Here is a 20249-nt window from a genome sequence, read left to right as displayed (position 1 = left end):
AATTAAAACAAAGCGGGAACTGATATTCCCGCTTTTTTAACATTACCAAACTCTGTTATTTTCTCTGCTTATTGATTTAAGCTAAGCCTCGATCACCTACCTCATCTGGCAACTGATGCAAAAGCCATTCTCTAAAACGTTTGACGCTGGCTGGGATTAAACCTCTATTTTTAGGTTCAAGCATAGAAAAATTGGAAGGTGTTGAAAGCACGTGTTCGACTGGCCTAACCAAAGCGCCGCTTTGTAAATAGTCGTCCACTAATGAGCCCCAGGCTAACGCGATGCCCTGACCATTAATTGCCGCTTGTAACAGCATTGGATAGTTATTGATGTTCATGCGATTACGAGGCGAAATATTTGGCAATCCTACACTCGCAAACCACTGCTCCCAATTCACCCAATCTCTTTGAGACTCTTCCAGATAGAGTAACGTTTTATTGAAGATTTCTTCTGGCTCACTAGGCTGGCCGATTTTCTCTAGATAAAGCGGGCTACACACAGGGAATACTTCTTCTGAGAATAGCGTTGTCACGTCCATTTCCGCAGGTGGAGTACGACAATAAAACAAGGCAATATCGCAATCTAATCGGCGTAAGTCCAACACATTATCTGAGGCCAATATCCTTATATCGATGTCATCATGTTCATTTTGAAATTGGGCAACCTTAGGCAACAACCACAAGGCTGCCATTGCATTTGTCGTCGCAACCGTGATCTTTTGTTCGCCCTGCCACTTCTTCACTTCACCCGTGATTTGAGCAATATCGAGCAAAGATTGGCTGACAGCTTGATAATATTGAAGACCTGTAGGCGTTAAATTAATGCTTCGATTGGCTCGCGTGAACATAGCCTTGCCTAAGTATTCTTCTAATTGTCTAATTTGGCGACTGATAGCACCTTGGGTCACGTTTAGCTCGTCAGCGGCTAACGTAAAACTCAAGTGCCGCGCCGACGCTTCAAACGCAACGAGGCTATTTAAAGGTGGGAGGGGTTTAATTTTCATGTATCTTCCAGTAAGGCAGTATTGTAATTATTTTTATTCCCGGCAATCTTATGTTGCACGTGGATAATGCCATTCTGGACAACACCTCAAAAACGACAATTTATAAATGATAAAAAATAGATATGAATCATAAATTGTTGTGAGAGAGACCGCCGTATACAGTTTCGTGGCTACAACGAGCGCAAAAAGAGGAGCAGTTACTCCTCTTTTGCCTAGCCTTTTGCTCACTTTGTACGAGTTAGCCCATTTACCCTATTGCCAGTTTAGTACTCGCGTAACGCGCTTTTTTCTTTCTTGGACTGGCTAAGAAGTACGCTAATGTAAGAGGCCCTAATCGTCCCATAAACATCATGAAGATGATCACTAACTCACCTGGTTCGGACAAACTGCCCGTTAAGCCTCGCGATAACCCAACCGTACCCAGTGCCGAGACCGCTTCGAACATAATATCTAACATAGACGCTTTCTCTGTCAGTAACAGCGTGAATATGGCAAACCAAGTCACCCCCACCGAGATCAGAGTCAGCGCCAATGCCTTGCTGATGGTCTCTTTGGGAATCTCGCGTTGAAAGGCATAGGTTGCTTCATCGCGACGCAAATAGCTGTAAGTTGCCAAGACCAATACCATAAATGTCACAACTTTAATGCCACTTGCCGTACTCAATGAACCACCGCCGATAAACATCAACACCAGAATGATCGCCGTTGTGGCATCTTCCAACTGATCGATAGCTAAAGTATTGAACCCCGCCGTTCTTGGCGTCACCGCTTGAAACCACGATGCCCACCATTTCCCTGCTTCGCTCAAAGGGGCAAGCGTGTTGAGGTTGTCATATTCAATCAGGTAAATCGCGATAAGTGCCACCACGTTAATGGTCACCGTGCCTAAGATCATCATTCGACTGTAAACGGTGAGTCGGTGCCAACGGCGATTGCGTTTTAAGTCAATCCAAACCGAGAAGCCTAAACCACCAATAATGAACAAACTGGTAATGGTGAAGTTAACGATCGGGTCGTCCACGTAAGGCATTAAGCTATCGGCACTCAACGCAAAACCTGCATTGTTAAACGCACTGATGGTGTAGAAGAAACCATGGAACAAACTGGTTTTCCAGCCCAGCTCTTCACTCCAATAAACGCTCAAAATAGTGAAACCAATAAGTTCAACGAGCAGAGCGAACATCAATACAGATTTAGCGGTGGCAATGAGTGTCGATGAATCAGTTTGGTTGAACGCCTCTCTCGCGACGGCTCGCTCCAAAAAGCCAATTTTTCCGCCCAGAGCCAGCAAGGTCACGATGGCAAACGTCATTAAACCTAGGCCACCACATTGAATCAGAAAAGCAATAACCACTTGCCCAAAAGGCGTAAACGCCGTGCCCGTGTCTACCACAACTAATCCCGTCACCGTAATGGCCGATGTTGCTGTAAACAGGCTTTGAATCCAAGTGATGGGCTCTGTGGTGGCAATCGGCAGTTTGAGTAAGACCGTGCCGAGCATGATCAAGCACGCAAAGCTGAGGCTAAGTATTAATGGCGGTGCGCCCAACAATTTTTTGCCCGCTTTGGGTTTTCGCTCGAGTGGGATAATAGAGGGATGCCACAAAACCATGTTACACCAACCTTGGAGCGACGTATTTCAGCTCAGCGCGACTACCGCAAAGCAACAGCGTGTCGAACTCATTAAGCACAAACTCATCATTGATATTGGTGTAGACGGCTTCTTCGCGCTTCACCAATATCGGCTGAATGTTGTAACTGCCTCGGCTGATCAACTTAGAAAGCGGTGTATCGTGCAGATTGGATTTAACGTGGATTTCCACCACATACAAACCATGCCCCATTTCCAAATAGTTGTTCACCATCGGATAGTTGAGTGCCTGCGCGACTCTTACGCCCATCTCCTCTTCCGGATGAATAATGCGTTGTACACCAAGCTTAGACACGATGGTGTGGTGCGCTTTGGTGCTCGCTTTGACCCAAATGGATTTCACACCCAGATTTTTCAGCGCCAGCGTACACAACAAACTGGCTTGCATGTCTTCGCCAATCGCCACCAACACCACATCACTGTTCGCTAGCGCTAACTCTCTGAGTGCGCCTTCGTCTGTTGCGTCACATATGACCGCTTGCGTTAACTCTTCGACGTATTTCTCGACGATTTTCGGGTCGCTATCCACCCCCGTTACGGTGTGTCCAAGATGAATAAGTTCTAAGCTAGCGGCAACGCCAAATCGCCCTAAACCAATTACTGTAAAGTGAGCCATATCAATCCCTAACTGTGTTTTATGTATAGAAAATGCTAATGCGTTAAGGGCTAGGCTGATTTTCCGTCACGAAAAATAGGCAACACGAATCCTGTTCGAGTGCCGATAACCAGCACTAAACCTTGGCATTAACGTTGATTAAATTTGGAATTTAGTGGTGCTTGGACGTCTCAAGCACTAAACGATAACCCAGCCCCGGCTCAGTTTTTAATAGCCGCTGTTCGTCAGCACTATCGTTCAGTTTTTTGCGTAGTTGACTCACTAACACGCGTAAGTAGTGAGTGTCTTCGACATGACTTTTTCCCCAAATCACCGCTAGCAAATGAGTTTGCTCAATGAGTTTTCCCGGCTTGAGAATCAACTGTTCAATGAAAGAAAACTCTTTCTTGGTGAGTGGAATTTCCCTCTGATCCAACCAAAATTGGTGAGTACTTTTGATGATTTTGACTCGGCCAGCCACCAGCTCATCAGCGACGGTTTGCTCATCCACCAAATCTCGAACCAGCACTTTGATGCGCGCGATGAGCTCTTTTACGCCAAAAGGCTTGCTCAAGTAATCATTCGCGCCCGCTTCTAAAAGGCGGATTTTTTCCTCTTCTTGATCGCGAGCTGTCAGCACTAGCACTGGCGTTTTATAGGTCTGACGAAGCGTAGTGAGAAACTCCTTCCCATCGCCGTCGGGCAAGCCTAAATCTAGCAGAATGACGTGTGGCGAATGTGCTTCGAAACACGCTTTGGCTTCTGCAATGGTACTCGCGCCAATGTAATCAAACCCTTCAGCAGACAGCGAAATTCGAATAAAGGTATGAATGCGAGGCTCATCGTCCACGACTAAAACTTTGTAACTCACGCCTGCTCTGCTCCTTGATTGAGTGGAAGTAGAATGCGGATCAGCGTCCCTTCTGATACTGGCATAGATTGAATCTCTCCTTGGTGTGCGATGATGATGCCTTTGGCAACCGCGAGTCCCATTCCGGTGCCTGAATCGGCCGATTTGTTGTTCGCGCCGGAATAGAAAAGGTTGAATATTTTTTCCGCATCTTCAGCTTTGATGCCAATCCCCATGTCCCGAACATCAATCACGCACGACGAACCCTGCTTAGAAAGAGAAACCTCAACAGATTCATTCTCTGGTGAAAATCGCATGGCATTATCCAGCACATTAAAAATCGCTTGTTCGATGAGCGAACGACTTACTGACAAATAATCAACGGAATCATCCATATTCATGGACACTTTCTCGGTGTAATTTGGCAAACGAGAAACCGCATCCCGAACAATATCTGCAATCAACTCATCTTTTTTGGTAATTTTTAATGTGCCGTGCTGGAGCTTAGTCGCCTGTAAGAGGTTCTCGATATATTGATGCAAGCGATGGCTTTCTGAAGTCGCACTGTCGAGCAATTCTTTACGCTCTAAGCCATTGAGCTTGGGCATGTACTCGTTGAGTGTGGTCAATGTTCCAATAATGGTTGCCAGCGGCGTGCGTAAGTCATGGGACACCGATAGCAGGATGCTGTTTTGCAGCTTGGTTTGTTTTAACTCGCCCTGCTGGCGACGATAAAGATCCGCAAAGGTGCTGGTGATAAATGCCACCACCATAAACACGACTAAATTAAAAATGTCTTCCGGACGAAACATCTGCAAAGAGTAACGAGGCGTCGTGAAAAAGAAGTTGAAGCTCAACGCTTCGATCACCGCCGCCGCATAAGCGAATCGCGAGTTGCATTGAAACGCCACTACCACGACCGCTAACTGTAAAATCAGCAGGACTGCGGCTGTAGAGCCAAACAGTTGGTCTAACAACCATGAGACGACAACCGCGCCAACAATCACGGTAGTAGAAAAGAGAAAGGTGTTATCTCGCCATTGAACAAACATAAAATACATCAACCAAAATTCGATGTAGAAAACTTTAGCAAAAGCCCATTCGGAGTTCGCGTAAAAAAAGCGTAAAAAATTCAATAACGACAGTGAGTTATAAACATAATCATCATTAAGTTAGCCTAACTTAATGAATAATCACAAGTTAACGTTGCCCATTAACGCCTACTTACTCGGTATAAACGACAGACACAAAAAAGAGGAGCATTTGCTCCTCTTTCGTGTAGCGTCATATTAGATGACTTGCAGTTGAGCATCACCTTGCTCAGACAAAAATCCGCCGGTTTGATGCTTCCACAACTGAGCGTAAACACCACCCAATTGCAGCAGCTCGTAATGCGAGCCTTGCTCAATGATTTTGCCGTCATCCATTACAATCAAACGATCCATCGCGGCAATCGTTGATAAACGGTGAGCAATCGCAATCACTGTTTTTCCTTCCATCAGAACTTCAAGGTTTTCTTGAATTGCCGATTCTACTTCTGAATCAAGTGCAGACGTTGCTTCATCCATGATCAAAATTGGCGCGTTTTTCAGCAGAACGCGAGCAATCGCCACACGTTGACGCTGACCACCAGACAGCTTCACACCGCGTTCACCCACTTCAACGTCATAGCCAACGTTACCTTGCTCGTCTCGTAGAGATTGAATGAAATCATGAGCATGTGCTTTCTCAGCAGCTGCGATAACGGCATCCATTGAAGCATCTGGATCACCGTAAAGAATGTTCTCTTTAATTGAACGATGCAGCAAAGAGGTGTCTTGCGTGATCATACCGATGTGTTGGCGAAGCGACTCTTGTTCGACTTGAGAAATGTCCTGTCCATCAATACAAATCTTACCGGTATTTACGTCGTAAAAACGCAGCAACAAGTTGACCAACGTGGATTTACCTGCCCCAGAACGACCGACAATGCCGACTTTTTCGCCCGGTTTGATAGTCAGGTTCAAGTTCTCAAATACCGCCTTCTCGTCACTGTAGTTAAAACCTACGTGATCAAAGCAGATCTCACCTTGAGAGATTTGCAAAGGCTTAGCATTTGGTACGTCTTTCACTTCAACATCGTTTGAAATCGTATTAATACCGTCTACTACTGTACCGATGTTTTCAAACAGTGCGCTAACTTCCCACATGATCCACTTCGACATACCTTGTACGCGCAACGCAATACTGATGGCAATCGCAATAGCACCAATTGTTACAGCGTGATCTAGCCATAGATAAACCGAAATGGCACTAATAGACATCAGCAGCAAATAGTTGATGGCATCCACACTAAACAGTAAACAAGTCACCATGCGCATTTGGCGGTAAACCGTCACCAAAAATTGCTTCATGCTGCTTTCTGCGTATTCCAACTCTCGTTGCGAGTGCGCGAATAGCTTTACGGTAGATATGTTGGTGTAAGAATCGACAATGCGCCCAGTCATTACAGAACGAGCATCCGCTTGCTCCGTCGCTACTTGTTTCATTTTAGGGATAAAGTAGAACTGGATAACCGCGTACATTCCTATCCAAATCACAATAGGCAACATTAGCAAACCATCAGCTTCGCCCATCATCCAGAGCATCGAAAGAAAATAAACGCTGATATAAACCAGTACATCCACTAGCTTCATGACCGTTTCTCGTACCGCTAACGCACTTTGCATCACTTTGGTCGCAACTCGGCCTGCAAAGTCTCGCTGGAAAAATCCAACCGCTTGTTTTAGCAAGTAACGGTGAATCAACCAACGGATAGACATCGGGTAGTTACCCAATAACGTTTGGTGCATCACCATTGAGTGGACAAAACCGAGAGCTGGCATCACAACCGCCACTAAGAACAGCATCATTAGCATGCGATCACCCTGGTCTTGCCAGAATGTTGCGCGATCTTGATTAGAGAGAATATCGACGAGCTCGCCCATATAACGCAACAGCGTCACCTCAGTAATGGCAATAAGCGCACTGAACACAGCCATAACGAGTAAAGGGGCTTCAAAGCCACGAGTGTAAAAACGACAAAAGCCAAATAGCGTCTTCGGTGGCTTTTCGGTTTCCATCTGGGGAAAGGGTTGGGTCAGTTTTTCAAACCAATTGAACATAACAATGACTTTAGGTACCGCGAATGAATTTGCGAACGTTTTACTATCTTTTGATACAAAAGTCAGTAAAATACCGAAACAAAAGCTCAAATGATAATAATTACAATTAAGCTTGGTGTTAATCATAATTATCAGGAATAGATTTATGCAAAAGAATAACTCACTGACCATCGCGATCCGCAACGCGTTGGTTTGTGCTTTAGCACCTACTGCAGTGGTTGCATTCACAGCACAAGCTCAAGAAGACGTCGTACAAGGTGACGTGATTGCCATGGAGACCATAACGGTCACCGCGCAAGCACTTAAAGTAGAAACCCCGGCAGCAGAAACGCCGCGCAGCGTATCTATCATTTCTGAAGATGAACTTCGTGTTCGTGCACCGAAAAAACTAGATGAAGCGTTACGCTACACGTCTGGTGTAACCGCTCAGCCTTATGGCGCAGACAACGACACTGATTGGTTCAAAGTTCGTGGATTTGATGCAGCGACTTACCTAAACGGCAACCGCCTATTCCGCGATGGTTACTACACATGGTTGGTCGAACCTTACGGCCTAGAAAGTGTAGAAGTCGTTAAAGGTCCATCGGCTATTCTGTTTGGTGAATCGGCACCAGGCGGTATCGTGAATGCGGTGCAGAAAAAACCAACGTTTACGCCTCAAGGCGAAGTAAAAGTCGAAGTTGGCAACAACCAACACCAATCCGTAGGTTTTGACATTGCTGACGAAGCAAACGACGCAGGCACTGTGCGCTATCGTTTGGTTGGCTTGATGACAAGCCAAGATGGTGAACTGGACGGCACAAACAACGAGCGTTTCTACCTAGCGCCAAGTGTCGAGTTCGACATTTCTGACCGTACAATGCTGACCGTTTTGGCAACTTACCTTCGTGATGACGGTGTACCAACTAACCCATTCTTCCCAGCAGCAGGTACTCTGATTGGTTCTAACTTTGGCAAAATCGATCCTTCGACTAACCTTGGTCAGCCAAACTACGATAAATACGAACGCACGCAGTTTTCTCTGGGTTACTTACTAGAGCACGACATCAATGACACGTGGTCACTCTCGCAAAACCTCAACTACGGTTCGAATGAGTTGTACTTGCGCAGCTCTTACGCGTTCTCAAACAACGATCCAGCGAAAGAAGAATTAACGCAAGGCATCGTATTCCGTGACGGAAAAAACCAGAGCATCACGTTCGATAACAATGCTGTCGGCAACTGGATGACAGACAACGCAGAGCACACAGTGCTTATCGGTATGGATCTGCAATTCCACAAAACCGATGGCGACGAGCAGGACAACTACGCATTTGGCACCATCAATCCGTGGAACCCAGTTTACGGCAACTTCACCCCTCTTGATCCTGCCGACAACGTGAAACGTGAGATTGAGAAATCTCAAGCAAGTCTCTATTCACAATACCAATTGAAACTGCATGAACAGTGGATTGGTAACATCGGTGCTCGTTACGACTGGGTGAAAACAGAAAACTCTGGCAAAGGCGCTACCGTTGATCAAAGTGAATCTCGTGATGATGGTCAGCTATCTCTAAGTGCGGGTGTGATGTACCTTGCAAACAATGGCCTGTCACCTTACGCAAACTACTCTCAGTCGTTTGAAGTGATCAGCACTATTGATACGGCAACCAATGAACTTTACAAACCGCTGGAAGGCGAGCAAGTAGAAGTGGGGGTGAAGTATGAGCCAAGCTTTATAGATGGCTTTATCAACCTTGCATGGTTCGACATCACGCAAAAGAACGCGTTGGTCACTAACCCATCAACATGGATTGCGACACAAACAGGTGAAGTGACATCTCAAGGTGTTGAGCTAGAAAGCACGGCGCAGCTAACAGACGATCTAAAACTGATGGCAAGCTACACCTACACTAAAGCGAAAACAGATGAGAGCTTTGGCCAAGGTAAAAAACAAGCCGCACTTATTCCTGAGCACCAAGCTTCTGCATGGGTAGACTACAGCGCCTACAGCCTGATTCCAGGCCTCAATATCGGTACTGGTGTGCGCTACGTAGGTGAGTCAAAAGATAACCCTAAGAGCTCGAACCTAACGGTTCCTTCAGTCACTCTTTGGGATGCGTCAGTCACTTACGACATCACTTCACAGTGGCAAGCACAGCTAAACGTGAACAACATCCTAGATAAAGAGTTTGTTTCAGGTTGCGATTACTGGTGTTACTACGGCCAGTCTCGCTCTGTTATGCTAAACGCAAACTACCGCTGGTAATTGTACTTCTACTCCCCTCTATTGAGGGGAGTTTTCTCCTAAGAGCCATCCATGTTTCAACTGTCTAATATTGAGATCGTGCGAGGTGGACGTCAGATCCTCGGCATCGAACAACTTAACATCCCAACAAATGAGCTAACGGTCGTTTTAGGCCATAACGGTTCAGGTAAGTCGACACTGGTGAACCTGCTTTCTGGTCAAATGTCGCCAGATAAAGGTACGGTAACACTAAACGATACTTCCCTTTCATCACTTAAAACCAAAGAGTTGGCAAAACAGATCGCCTATTTGCCACAAAAGCTGCCCTCTTCGGCTGGTTTAACGGTAGAAGAGCTAGTGCGCTTAGGTCGCTTTCCGTGGCGTGGGGCACTTGGTCGTTGGAAAACCGAAGACAAACAGATCATCACGCAGGCTATGGAACGAACAGGAGTTACACCTTTTGCTCAAGCTTTGGCGGATGACTTATCGGGCGGTGAGCGCCAACGTGCTTGGGTGTCTATGCTACTGGCTCAACAATCGCCAATTTTAATTCTCGATGAGCCAACCTCGGCGCTCGATGTTCACCATCAGTTTCAACTAATGGCGCTGCTGGCAGAGCTGAATCGAACCGAGAATGTAGGCATTATCGTGATCCTGCACGATCTGAACTTAGCACTGCGCTACGCCACCCACATTGTTGCGCTCAAAAAAGGTAAGATTGCCTTTGAAGGCAACGCCGACATGTTGTTAGACGAGGCACGCCTTTCTAAACTATATGAGTCACCAATTAAGCTGATTGAACACCCAAGCCCGGCTAACACATTAGCGAGCCAAAAGGTGGCTGTTGTATGCGCATAATAGCTCGTTTACTTACTGTGGTTACACAATCTGCTTTTCTCCTCGCATTTTTTATGACCAATGCACATGCAGTCATCACCGTTACCGATGAATATGGTGAGCATAGTTTTGAGCACGCGCCACAACGCGTTGTAGCCTTAAACTGGGACATCTTAGAACAAGTTTTGGCGCTAAACGTAGAACCAATCGCAGCCCCAAATTTACCAGGCTACCGCCAATGGGTCGTCAATCCAACCGCACCAAAGTCAATTGAAGATATTGGAACCCGAGCAGAGCCCAACTTAGAAAAAATAGCCAGTTTAAAACCAGATGTCATTCTTGCTGCGTCTCCACAGCAAGACTTGATTCCGTTACTCAAACAAATTGCTCCGGTAATCTATTTACCTAATTTTTCTGAAAATGAGGCCGCAGCTGAAACGGCCATTCGTCACTTTCGTACGCTCAGCAAGCTATTCAATAAAGAGGCACTTGCTGAACAGAAATTGGCAGAATTAGATGCTTCATTTGCGCAGATGCGCCAGCGAATTCGCCACTATTACTCTGCTCCACTCAGCGTTCTTGTGATGCGATTTTCGACTCCGAATACTGTATTACTTGCAACCGAAAACTCCACCACTGACTACGTGGTTAGAAAACTTGGATTACAGGCTCCAATTAAAGAGGACCCACGTGCGTGGGGAGTAAAGCAAGATCGAATCAATCGGCTTCAGAGCCTTCAAAACAGCTACGTTCTCTACGTACAACCTTTCCCAGAAGAACGAAAACTGAAAGAGTCGCCACTTTGGCAAGCGATGCCGTTTGTGAAAAAGCAGCGGGTAAATTCAGTCAGAGCAGTGTGGGCGTATGGCGGTGCCATGTCTTTGCAATACACCGCAGAAGCGATTACCGACAGTCTAATAGAGTTGGCACCAGAACAATGAGAACGAAACATTATATTGGTTATCTGGCGCTGATTACATTACTTAGCGTCTTTAGCCTACAAATTGATACTAATTTATCACTTTTCGAACAATCGCAATTATTAACAAAACCAGAGGTAGCAACCGAGTTTCGTGACGTATTCTTTACGCAAGCGCAGCTTCCTAGGTTAAGTATGACCCTGCTTGTTGGTGCCATGCTTGGTCTCACCGGCAGCTTAATGCAGCAATTAACGCAGAATAACCTCACCTCGCCGTTGACTCTTGGCACCTCTTCTGGTGCTTGGCTTGCATTAGTCGTGGTAAATATTTGGTTCGTCGATTGGGTAGCCGATTACTCTGCATTAGCCGCAATGGTGGGGGCTTTAGTGGCGTTTGGCCTGATCGTATCAATTGCAGGCGTGCGTAATATGACAGGTTTGCCGTTGGTCGTTTCGGGGATGGTGATCAATATCTTGCTCGGTTCTATCGCCACAGCCATTATTATTTTAAACGCCCAGTTCGCACAGAATATTTTTATGTGGGGAGCAGGAGACCTTTCTCAATACAGCTGGGATTGGTTTGAGTGGTTATTGCCTCGCTGCGCTATCGCAATCGTAATTTTGATCGTCGCACCACGTATTCTGACCTTAATGAAACTGGGACAAGAAGGCGCAGCAGCCCGAGGCTTAGCGGTATTACCCGCGTTTGGTGCATTAATGGTGATGGGTATTTGGCTGGTATCTGCCTCAATCACCGCAGTTGGTATTATCAGCTTCATCGGATTACTGACACCCAATATTGCCAGAGCGATGGGGGCAAGAACACCGCGCGACGAATTGATCAGCAGCATGCTTTTGGGCGCAATGCTACTAATCATCACAGACTCTGCCGCTATCTCGCTGAGCTTATGGTTAGAGGAAACCATTCCTAGCGGCGTAGCGGCTGCAGCTATTGGCGCTCCCGCTTTAATTTGGTTTACTCGTAAAAAGCTGACGGCAACCGATCAACTTAACCTTTCAATGAGCCAAGGAAAAACGGCGCTTTCTAAACGCGCGGTATGCAGCATTGCGCTATTCAGTATGGTTGGGATTCTAGCTTACTCATTCGTTACCCATGGTATAAACGGAATTCAATGGTCTGTGCCAGGTGAGTTCCAATGGCAATTGCGTTGGCCGCGAATGTTAACCGCACTTTCTGTCGGTATTGCGCTATCCGTTGCCGGAATCATTTTGCAACGCATTGTTTATAACCCTCTGGCAAGTCCCGATATTCTCGGTGTGTCTTCCGGAGCCACGTTTGCCATTATTACGACAGGAGTCATCGCTGGGTCGCTTCTCTCCGCATTTAGCTGGGGTATCGCTTTTTTCGGAAGTATGTCCGTATTGATGTTATTGCTGATTATCGGTAAACGAAGCCATTTTAATCCATCTAACTTCGTGTTGTCCGGCATCGCACTAACGGCACTATTAGAAGCCCTCGTTCAATTTTCGCTAGCTCAAGGCTCAGGTGACAGTTACAAAATTTTATTGTGGCTCACTGGTTCTATTTATCGAGTCACAGCCGACACCGCACTGATGCTATGTTTGGCCATAATAGTTCTGCTTGCCGCTGTATTCTCGATTTCTCGTTGGCTAACACTAATTTCCATCGGGCGACAATTCTCAAATGCACGAGGGCTTAACCCTACCGTAGCCAATACGCTTATGCTCACCATCGTTGCTTTGTTATGCGCCTTTTCTACCGCTACAGTTGGTCCAATATCTTTTGTTGGCTTGGTCGCTCCCCATATGGCGATGATGTTAGGAGCAAGAAAAGTGAAAGAGCAACTGTGTGTCGGTGCCTTAATTGGCGCAACCCTAATGTTGTGGGCAGATTGGCTAGGACAAATCGCTATTTATCCAAGTCAGGTCGCAGCTGGCACGTTGGTCGCTATTATAGGCAGCACTTACTTCCTATTTTTAATGCTGAAGAGTAAATTCAGCTAAGTTGGGAATATTGTTACAGCCTAAAAATACGCTAAGAAAAACAAACCCCGCTATTTTGATAGCGGGGGTTGAAATTAAAGGCGAAGTACGATGCTCTATTCTTCTCGCACTACAGGAAAACGTTGCTCATAAAGTTCCATAAAGTCCTTACGAATTAAGTGCTCTAAGTGGTTCGCTTTATCGGTTGGGCAGAAAATCATCACGTGCAGAATTTGTTCACCATTAATGTTGCTAGAAATATGCATATGTGGCTCAGAACCAGGAAGGTCAACACCGGCATGTTTTTCAATCATCGCATTGTAACGATGTGCAACATCAGCAAAGTAACTGCAATGTTCTTCAATTTTATCAGTTAAAATCGGTAGCAGTGGATACAAATTGACGAAGTCTTTCACCACTACAGAAAAGTTGTGGTAAACGTACCGCTTCATGAAGTTGAGGTTCTTTACTGGATAGGTAAAGAACATACTATTAGGCAATGTCGCTGTTTTGCCGGTGTAATGATATTGCCCATGATGCAGGTCGATCTCTTGAATCACCGTCGCCATCATATTGTGCTCAATCACTTCACCGCATAACTTCCCGACCTCAATCCAGTCCCCAACGCGAAAAGAACGTGAACTTGCTCTTTGAATCGAACCCGTAAAACACAAAATGATTTCTTTGGATGCCACTACAATGGCAACGGCAATCGCCGTTACACTCAGAGCAAACTCGTTAATTTCTGATTGCCATAAAATAAATAAAATCAGTAATGTAACAGCAAAGGTGCCATTTTTAGTTCTGGACATCCAACTACGCTGATCTTCTGAGAGAAAAGCGTGATCACCACGAATCATCGATAAAATTGCACGACGAATTAACCACATAATCGCAAAGATCAGTGCGGTAAAAATCAATTTATGAATGAGAAGAAAATCGACAACTAACTGCACTTTCTCCATTCCACGGCTCCCTCGAATAAAAATACGGCCCAGTAACAGCTAACGATAACAAATTATTTTGTCTGTTGTCCGTGCTCACTCAAGTCTTTTTGAAATTACTCCTCTCTGAAGGCGCGATTCATGCTTTCTGTAATTGGCTTTATTAGGTAGCTCAATGGCGTTCGTGGCTCAGATAAAATAAGCACTTCGGCATTCATGCCTGAGGTTAAACGATGTTTTGTCACATCTTCCGGTGAAATTGCAATTCTAGCGAGATAAAAATCTTCTTGGTTTTCTTGCGAGAGCTTATCGGCAGAAATCGTCAGCACAGTACCGTCTAAAGGTGCCAACGTCCGTGCATTCAGAGCGGTCAGACGAACATGCGCTTGCTGGCCTGGATTCACTAAATCAATATCCTGAGGATTAACACGAGCCTCGACTAACAACTTATCGTCTTGCGGGACCAGTTCTAGTAACGTTTCACCCGAGCCAATCACACCTTTTTCGGTAAACACTTGCATGTTGACTACGCGACCAGAAATAGGTGCGTTGATCGTTGTTCTTGCGACAATATCTTGAGCGGAGCGATATTCTTCCCGAATTGCGACAATTTCCGTTTTGGTATTTCGTAGTTCCTCGACAATCTCATTCAGCCTTTCAAGCTTCAACTCTTCAATTTGCGCTAGGTTCTCATCTAACCTTTTTCTAACGGTGAGCGACTGCCTATCTAACTGGCTTAAGGTACTTCTCACCTCCGCTGCTAAGCGCTTGAGTTGAAGTAAAGTAGATTTTCCCGAGAAACCTTTTTGCACCAAGGCTTGGTTGCTGTCTATTTCTTCAGCAATAAAGTTGAGCCGTTCCGTCTCAATCACTTTGGTTTGCTGAAGGTTTTCAAGCTCTAAGTTTGCTCCAGAAATACTCTGCTCAATGATACTCAGTTTACTATCAAAGAATCGCTTTCTCGCTTCAAAGATCTTGTTTTGAACCAGTTGTGCTTCTTGTACGATATCGACACGGGGAATGCTTTCAAGATCATCAGACCATACAATCGTTGGAAGCTCATCAAGCTCCGCACTTAAACGGTTTTCCTTTGCTAGAGTATGGATAAAACGACCACTTAACGAATCCAACTTAGCCATAGCTTGACGCTTAGAAAGTTGAATTAATAACTGACCTTTTTCGACTAAATCCCCTTCCTGTACATATAGCTTTTCAATAATACCGCCTTCTAAATGCTGAATTTCTTGTCGCTTAGTGAGAACAGACAAATCACCATAAGCAATCGCTGCACTTTCTAATTTGGCTGTTGCAGCCCAGTAGCCAAGGCCTCCAAGAAAAACACTTAAGGTCACCACACCAAGTAAAATTGGTTTTCGAAAGCTTAGTCTCGCTTTGGGGCTAAAACGGTATACGATCTCGGTAGAACTCTGATTAACGGTTGGCAGTTGATTGCTCATTTCTTACCCTTGGGATATCTGTTCTTTCTTCGCCCATCAAACGTTTTAATACTTCATCTTTAGCGCCGTATAACTTGACTCGGCCGTCAGCCAAATACAACAGCCTATCCATTTGTCGTAACGTACTCGGATTGTGGGCAATGACGATAATCGTTGTACTCTGTGCTTTTAAATGGGCAATCAAACGTTGATACGCAGCCTCTCCCTCACCATCGAGGTTGGCATTCGCTTCATCGAAAATCACAATAGGTGGGTCGCCATAAACGGCTCTTGCAAGAGCGATTCTCTGCCTTTCCCCCCCAGATAAACCACGGCCATTTTCACCAATAATGCAATCATAGCCTTTGTTTTTCTTGAGTATTAATTCATGACATCCTGCTAGTTGAGCCGCCTTGATGACTTTAGCGGGGTCTTCTTCTTTAAAGCGCGCGATGTTCTCTCGAATTGTGCCAGGAAATAACTCCACCTCTTGAGCGAGATACCCAAAATGCACGCCGCGATCTTCAGATGCCCATACGGAGACTTCCATTCCATCAAGAGTCACTTTACCCGCTAATGGCTTAACCGTACCTAATAACAGCCGAGCAAACGTCGATTTACCCGTACCAGAAGGGCCAATCACCCCAACAGCAACCCCCGGAGGAATCGATAAGTTGATCGATGACAGCACTGGTTCGGTTGCTCCAGGATGGCGATAGGCCAGTCCGGTAAGCTCATAGTGTCCTTTTGGTTTAGGCAGTGGCATATCTGATTCATCTTGGCGCACGATCGCATCGATTTCTTTCAACCTTTTATAGGCGCCTTTAGCAGACATCGCACTTCGCCACGTGCCTATCGCCTGCTCCATCGGCGATAATGCCCGACTCATTAATATGGAGCTCGCGATCATCGCCCCTGCCGTTATCTCATGTTGGATAACTAACCATGCACCACCTCCCAGTAAAAATATCTGTAGTGATCCACGCACAAACTTAGAAAAGTTAGCCATGTAGATGGACTTACCTGCAACTCGCTCTTCAAGCACATTCACTTCACTCACGCGCGACTGCCACTTCTCTAAAAATGCATTCATCATCCCCATTGCGAGAATTGAATTGGAGTTTTGCGTGGCTAATTCTGCGTTGTTGATATGAGAAATCGCTCTGACTTCGCTCTCTTGCATTGTTTTACGCGTCATTAGCTCATTAAGTAGACCTAGGCTAAACAATACGATAGATCCAAGTAACGCGATGTGACCTAGTATCGGGTGCAATAAATACACAAATAAAATAAACAGCGGTGTCCAGGGCGCATCCAACAGTGGATAAGGTGCTTGACTGCTCAAAAAGCTTTTGATGTTCTGAATGTCTCTCAGAGTTTGCGAGGTATAACTCTTCCCGGTATGTGATTGATATTGAATCGTGCGCTTGAGCATGAAAGCGGAGAGTTTTGTGTCCATCCAATAACCAAAAGATTTACTCATTTGTGCTCGTGCAATGTCGATGATGGACATGGTTAACAGCGCGACAATTACGATGACAGTGAGCAAGAATAAAGTATCGGTTGAGTAGGAGGATATCACTCGGTTGTACACTTGAAGCATGTACAACGGAATCGAGAGAACCAATAAGTTGATAAAAAGGCTAAAAACGATCAGCAAGCCCGCAAGCGTGCATAGTTTTTGTTTCACTTCTTTGAAAACCGTTTTTTGCACGACTACTTCCGTTTAACGTGAAAATTGTAGGCGCCAGAAATACTAGCGCCTAGCTTAAGGTAACCTCAAATCGCTCTAGAGTGTCCGATTAGTTCACCTCAGCATGGCAGAGCCACGCAAACTAATTCCCATCCAGAGTTATTTTCAGTCGTTTAGATTACGAACAGATCTGCACCATAGGTGTTGATGTCAGTTTCAGTCACGCCAATAAGTTTCACTGTTAGATCAGCCCCATCGGTAAACACTGCATTCCCAACTGCATCGTAGCTAAAGCTTAAATCACCAAAGTCAGTGACAGAGTCGCTAATGATGTGCAAAGAGTCTTCACCAATGATGAAGTCAACAACTTTGGCTTCGCCATGGCCACCAAACTTATCCGTGAACACAAACTTATCGCCATTGCTGCCGCCAACTAAAACGTTGTCACCAGAACCAGCAACAAGAATATCTTCACCGACACCACCATTTAATTTATTGTCGCCCAGCAAACCCAACAGCAAGTCATTACCGGTACCACCGCCGAGGTAGTCGTTTCCTGTACCAGCCCTAAGGATGTCATCTCCTGCACCACCAGTTAGGCGATCATCGCCGTCGCCGCCGATCACATAATCATTACCGCCACCGCCAACAAACGAGTCATTACCACCAAAACCGATAAACAAATCATCGCCGCCATCGAAATCAGCAAATTGGTTATTTACACCTGCATCGCCTAAATACGTGTCATTGTCACTTGCGCTCATTTTTATTCCCTCTTAGCTTATTAATTGAATAGACCTTCTGTTCCACGTCTGACTAGATTCGTCACGACATGAGAAGTCTAATAGTCAACTGAATAGGAATAAGTTTGAATATGGGATGATATTTCAGACTGACATTTTAATAATAAATATAAAATTTAGTACTTTATAGAGTATTTTCTTTTTATTACAGCAAGTTAATACTAGTACTACAGGTTTCTCTTAGCCCAACTTGTAGCTTGCGTACGGTTCTTTACTTCTAACTTTCTAAAAATATTGTATAGATGTGATTTAATAGTATGCTCGCTGATAAATAAAGAATCAGCGATTTCCATATTTGAACCACCTTCTTTCAACATTTTTAAAACCTGAACTTCACGCCGAGTAAGCTCAACCTCAATAGCAGGTTCGATAATGTTATTTGCTTCTCTACCTCGATAATAATTTACTAGCTGATCAAGTAATCTTCGAGACAGCCAGTTATCCCCTTTTATTATTGCTTTTAATCCCTGACAAACCTTGTCCATTGAATCTCCTGGACCAAATATACCTTTTACATGAGGCCAAGAAGCGAGTTCTTCTGTGTCTAAGTCATAACCTAGATTAAGCATTATGGTTCCTAGCACTTTATTACTATCTTTTAAATAAACTAAAGTTTCGGAAGGAATCTCAACTGAAAAATCAACAAGCAAAAAGTAGCGTTCCGGAATGAGTTCATGATAGCTAGGGTTCTTAGTATCAATGATCGTTATTTTAGTTTCTGTATTTTTAGAAAGCATTTCCTTAAAGTTTTCACTCTGTAAACTTTGTTGAGTGAGCATTAGGATTTCAGGCTTTTCCATATACTGTTCCATAATGTTTCTCATACTTTCAGTGACTTAACATTCTTAAATTAGTAGTTAATCGTCAGCACTTAGTTTGATATGTAAGTGCTAGTTCACAGAGTAAAGTTATTTGCTACTTTTTTAAATTCTAAAGTTATTAAAAAGAGAATCAAAAAAAGTGTTTCTCATAAAAGAAACACTTTTAACACATTCAGGTCACAGAAATTATTAAGAGTTTACTAAATTAGGCAACCTAATATTGCAATAGCATTACACCGTTAACGAGTTGTCTGAAATATTTTCCTTTGCCCAAATAAGTGCTTGAACTCTATTTTTCACATCAATCTTCTTGAAAATATTATGTAAATGCGTTTTTACCGTATTCTCGCTGACAAATAATTGTTCGGCGATTTGTTGATTGGACGCCCCCATGGAAAGAAAGGTAATTATTTGTTGCTCTCGTTTGGTCAGAATAGCGGAAACATTCTTATTTATAGGTTTGCAATGTCGACGAAGGTAAGTAATGTACTGCTGAGAAAACTTACGGCTGAACCACATATCTCCTTGAAGCACCTTACCAATACCAACTTGCAACGTTTTTATATCATCAGAGGTATAGAAAATACCGGCCAAAGTACGCCAAGCAAAGAGATCTTCTGTCGATATGGATTGCTCACAATTAATTAAGATTTCAAGCGTGTCTTTCTGCTTGGCCGCTTTAAACTCCGCATAACGGCGAAAAATTTCATCCGTGATCACGCTGCAATCAACAATAATGGCTGATGCAAGAGATTCATGTAACACTCCGTGAATCAGATTATCTGGCGTGATTAGAGCAACACTAATACCGAGTTTGGTCTCCAATACATCTTTCAACAGAGATGACTGTAGACTTCCCTCCGTGATTAAAATAACGTTTCTTTTTTTTTGCTGCTCCATCCTGATCGCATTCCCTTGGTCGTTTTTATTGAAATACGCAATAGATTTAGATAGAGCGGTAGTATTGTCAAGTATGAAAATCACTAGTACTAATTAATAACTCATTGAAGTGTCAATAATTTTTAAGTGGCAAGTATGTGAGAGGTATTAGCATTTTTCAGACATTAAAAAAGGGAGTGTAAACTCCCTTTTTGTGTTTGAGCAGGTGATTTAATCACGCACGTTAGAGGCAAAACACCACCTAACTTAGTGGATTGGAACTGCGTTTTTTTGGTTAAACTTACCAAAGTGTTGTTCTAACACTTCTGGCGTCAGCTTACCTTCCGCTTCCAGCTTTTTCAGCTCAGCGACGATCGCTTTTTGCTCTTCTAGCGACGGCAGTTTTACTTCTGGCTCCTGAGCGGTTTCTTGAGAAATTTGCTCTAGTTCTTTTTCGAAGTCATTCATAGTACTTACCTAAAA

Annotated in this window: 17 protein-coding genes; 4 read left to right on the top strand and 13 right to left on the bottom strand. The window is 44.5% G+C overall.

Annotated elements, in window-relative coordinates:
- Positions 1–76: 76 nt before the first annotated feature.
- From IJ23_RS15620 to IJ23_RS15595, 6 genes are all read right to left on the bottom strand, one after another.
- Positions 77–1003 carry a LysR substrate-binding domain-containing protein gene (locus IJ23_RS15620; RefSeq protein WP_005392445.1) on the bottom strand — a complete coding sequence of 309 codons (927 nt, stop codon included), beginning with the start codon at positions 1001–1003 and terminating at the stop codon, positions 77–79.
- Between the two features lie 247 nt (positions 1004–1250).
- A complete protein-coding gene (locus tag IJ23_RS15615) occupies positions 1251–2615 on the bottom strand; it encodes a TrkH family potassium uptake protein (RefSeq protein ID WP_033906747.1) in 1365 nt (454 codons plus the stop codon).
- A gap of 1 nt (position 2616) precedes the next feature.
- A complete protein-coding gene (locus IJ23_RS15610) occupies positions 2617–3270 on the bottom strand; it encodes a potassium channel family protein (protein WP_005375180.1) in 654 nt (217 codons plus the stop codon).
- Between the two features lie 151 nt (positions 3271–3421).
- Positions 3422–4120, bottom strand: a complete 699-nt coding sequence (locus IJ23_RS15605) for a response regulator transcription factor (RefSeq protein WP_033906745.1) — start codon at positions 4118–4120, stop codon at positions 3422–3424.
- Positions 4117–5151, bottom strand: a complete 1035-nt coding sequence (locus IJ23_RS15600) for a sensor histidine kinase (protein WP_033906863.1) — start codon at positions 5149–5151, stop codon at positions 4117–4119. The genes IJ23_RS15605 and IJ23_RS15600 overlap by 4 nt, the downstream gene beginning before the upstream one ends.
- A 237-nt stretch (positions 5152–5388) precedes the next feature.
- Entirely contained in the window at positions 5389–7242 is a 1854-nt protein-coding gene (locus IJ23_RS15595; RefSeq protein WP_033906862.1) for an ABC transporter ATP-binding protein, read from the bottom strand.
- 145 nt (positions 7243–7387) lie between these two features.
- Here IJ23_RS15595 and IJ23_RS15590 point away from each other — a divergent pair, with 145 nt between their 5' ends.
- Genes IJ23_RS15590 through fhuB form a run of 4 tightly spaced genes read left to right on the top strand, consistent with a single transcriptional unit; the run spans position 7388 to position 13211 of the window.
- Positions 7388–9490 (top strand): TonB-dependent siderophore receptor, encoded by a 2103-nt coding sequence (locus tag IJ23_RS15590; RefSeq protein WP_033906744.1) that lies wholly within the window; start codon positions 7388–7390, stop codon positions 9488–9490.
- A gap of 51 nt (positions 9491–9541) precedes the next feature.
- Positions 9542–10327 carry an ABC transporter ATP-binding protein gene (locus IJ23_RS15585; RefSeq protein ID WP_005375174.1) on the top strand — a complete coding sequence of 262 codons (786 nt, stop codon included), beginning with the start codon at positions 9542–9544 and terminating at the stop codon, positions 10325–10327.
- Positions 10318–11247 (top strand): iron-siderophore ABC transporter substrate-binding protein, encoded by a 930-nt coding sequence (locus tag IJ23_RS15580; RefSeq protein ID WP_033906743.1) that lies wholly within the window; start codon positions 10318–10320, stop codon positions 11245–11247. The genes IJ23_RS15585 and IJ23_RS15580 overlap by 10 nt, the downstream gene beginning before the upstream one ends.
- Positions 11244–13211 (top strand): Fe(3+)-hydroxamate ABC transporter permease FhuB, encoded by a 1968-nt coding sequence (fhuB, locus tag IJ23_RS15575; protein WP_033906742.1) that lies wholly within the window; start codon positions 11244–11246, stop codon positions 13209–13211. The genes IJ23_RS15580 and fhuB overlap by 4 nt, the downstream gene beginning before the upstream one ends.
- Positions 13212–13306: 95 nt before the next feature.
- Here fhuB and IJ23_RS15570 read toward each other — a convergent pair whose 3' ends face one another.
- From IJ23_RS15570 to IJ23_RS15540, 7 genes are all read right to left on the bottom strand, one after another.
- Positions 13307–14155, bottom strand: coding sequence for a mechanosensitive ion channel family protein (locus tag IJ23_RS15570; RefSeq protein ID WP_033906741.1), 849 nt, complete (start codon positions 14153–14155; stop codon positions 13307–13309).
- A 95-nt stretch (positions 14156–14250) separates the two neighbouring features.
- On the bottom strand, positions 14251–15591 hold the full coding sequence (locus IJ23_RS15565) for an HlyD family type I secretion periplasmic adaptor subunit (RefSeq protein ID WP_005383906.1): 1341 nt from the start codon (positions 15589–15591) through the stop codon (positions 14251–14253).
- Complete coding sequence (locus IJ23_RS15560; RefSeq protein WP_033906740.1) at positions 15566–17284, bottom strand: type I secretion system permease/ATPase; 1719 nt, start codon at positions 17282–17284, stop codon at positions 15566–15568. Before IJ23_RS15560 ends, IJ23_RS15565 begins: the two co-directional genes overlap by 26 nt.
- Positions 17285–17436: 152 nt before the next feature.
- Positions 17437–18027 (bottom strand): calcium-binding protein, encoded by a 591-nt coding sequence (locus tag IJ23_RS15555; RefSeq protein ID WP_033906739.1) that lies wholly within the window; start codon positions 18025–18027, stop codon positions 17437–17439.
- A 206-nt stretch (positions 18028–18233) separates the two neighbouring features.
- Complete coding sequence (locus IJ23_RS15550) at positions 18234–18890, bottom strand: LuxR C-terminal-related transcriptional regulator (protein WP_005383910.1); 657 nt, start codon at positions 18888–18890, stop codon at positions 18234–18236.
- Between the two features lie 228 nt (positions 18891–19118).
- The gene (locus IJ23_RS15545; protein ID WP_021707603.1) at positions 19119–19787 is read right to left on the bottom strand and encodes a LuxR C-terminal-related transcriptional regulator; all 669 of its coding nucleotides are present in this window, start codon (positions 19785–19787) and stop codon (positions 19119–19121) included.
- A gap of 246 nt (positions 19788–20033) precedes the next feature.
- On the bottom strand, positions 20034–20234 hold the full coding sequence (locus tag IJ23_RS15540) for a restriction endonuclease subunit S (protein WP_005375165.1): 201 nt from the start codon (positions 20232–20234) through the stop codon (positions 20034–20036).
- Positions 20235–20249: the final 15 nt, after the last annotated feature.

It is taken from the genome of Vibrio sp. OY15 (assembly GCF_000742455.1).
Classification (GTDB): domain Bacteria; phylum Pseudomonadota; class Gammaproteobacteria; order Enterobacterales; family Vibrionaceae; genus Vibrio; species Vibrio alginolyticus.
This window is presented reverse-complemented; position numbering and strand designations above follow the sequence as displayed.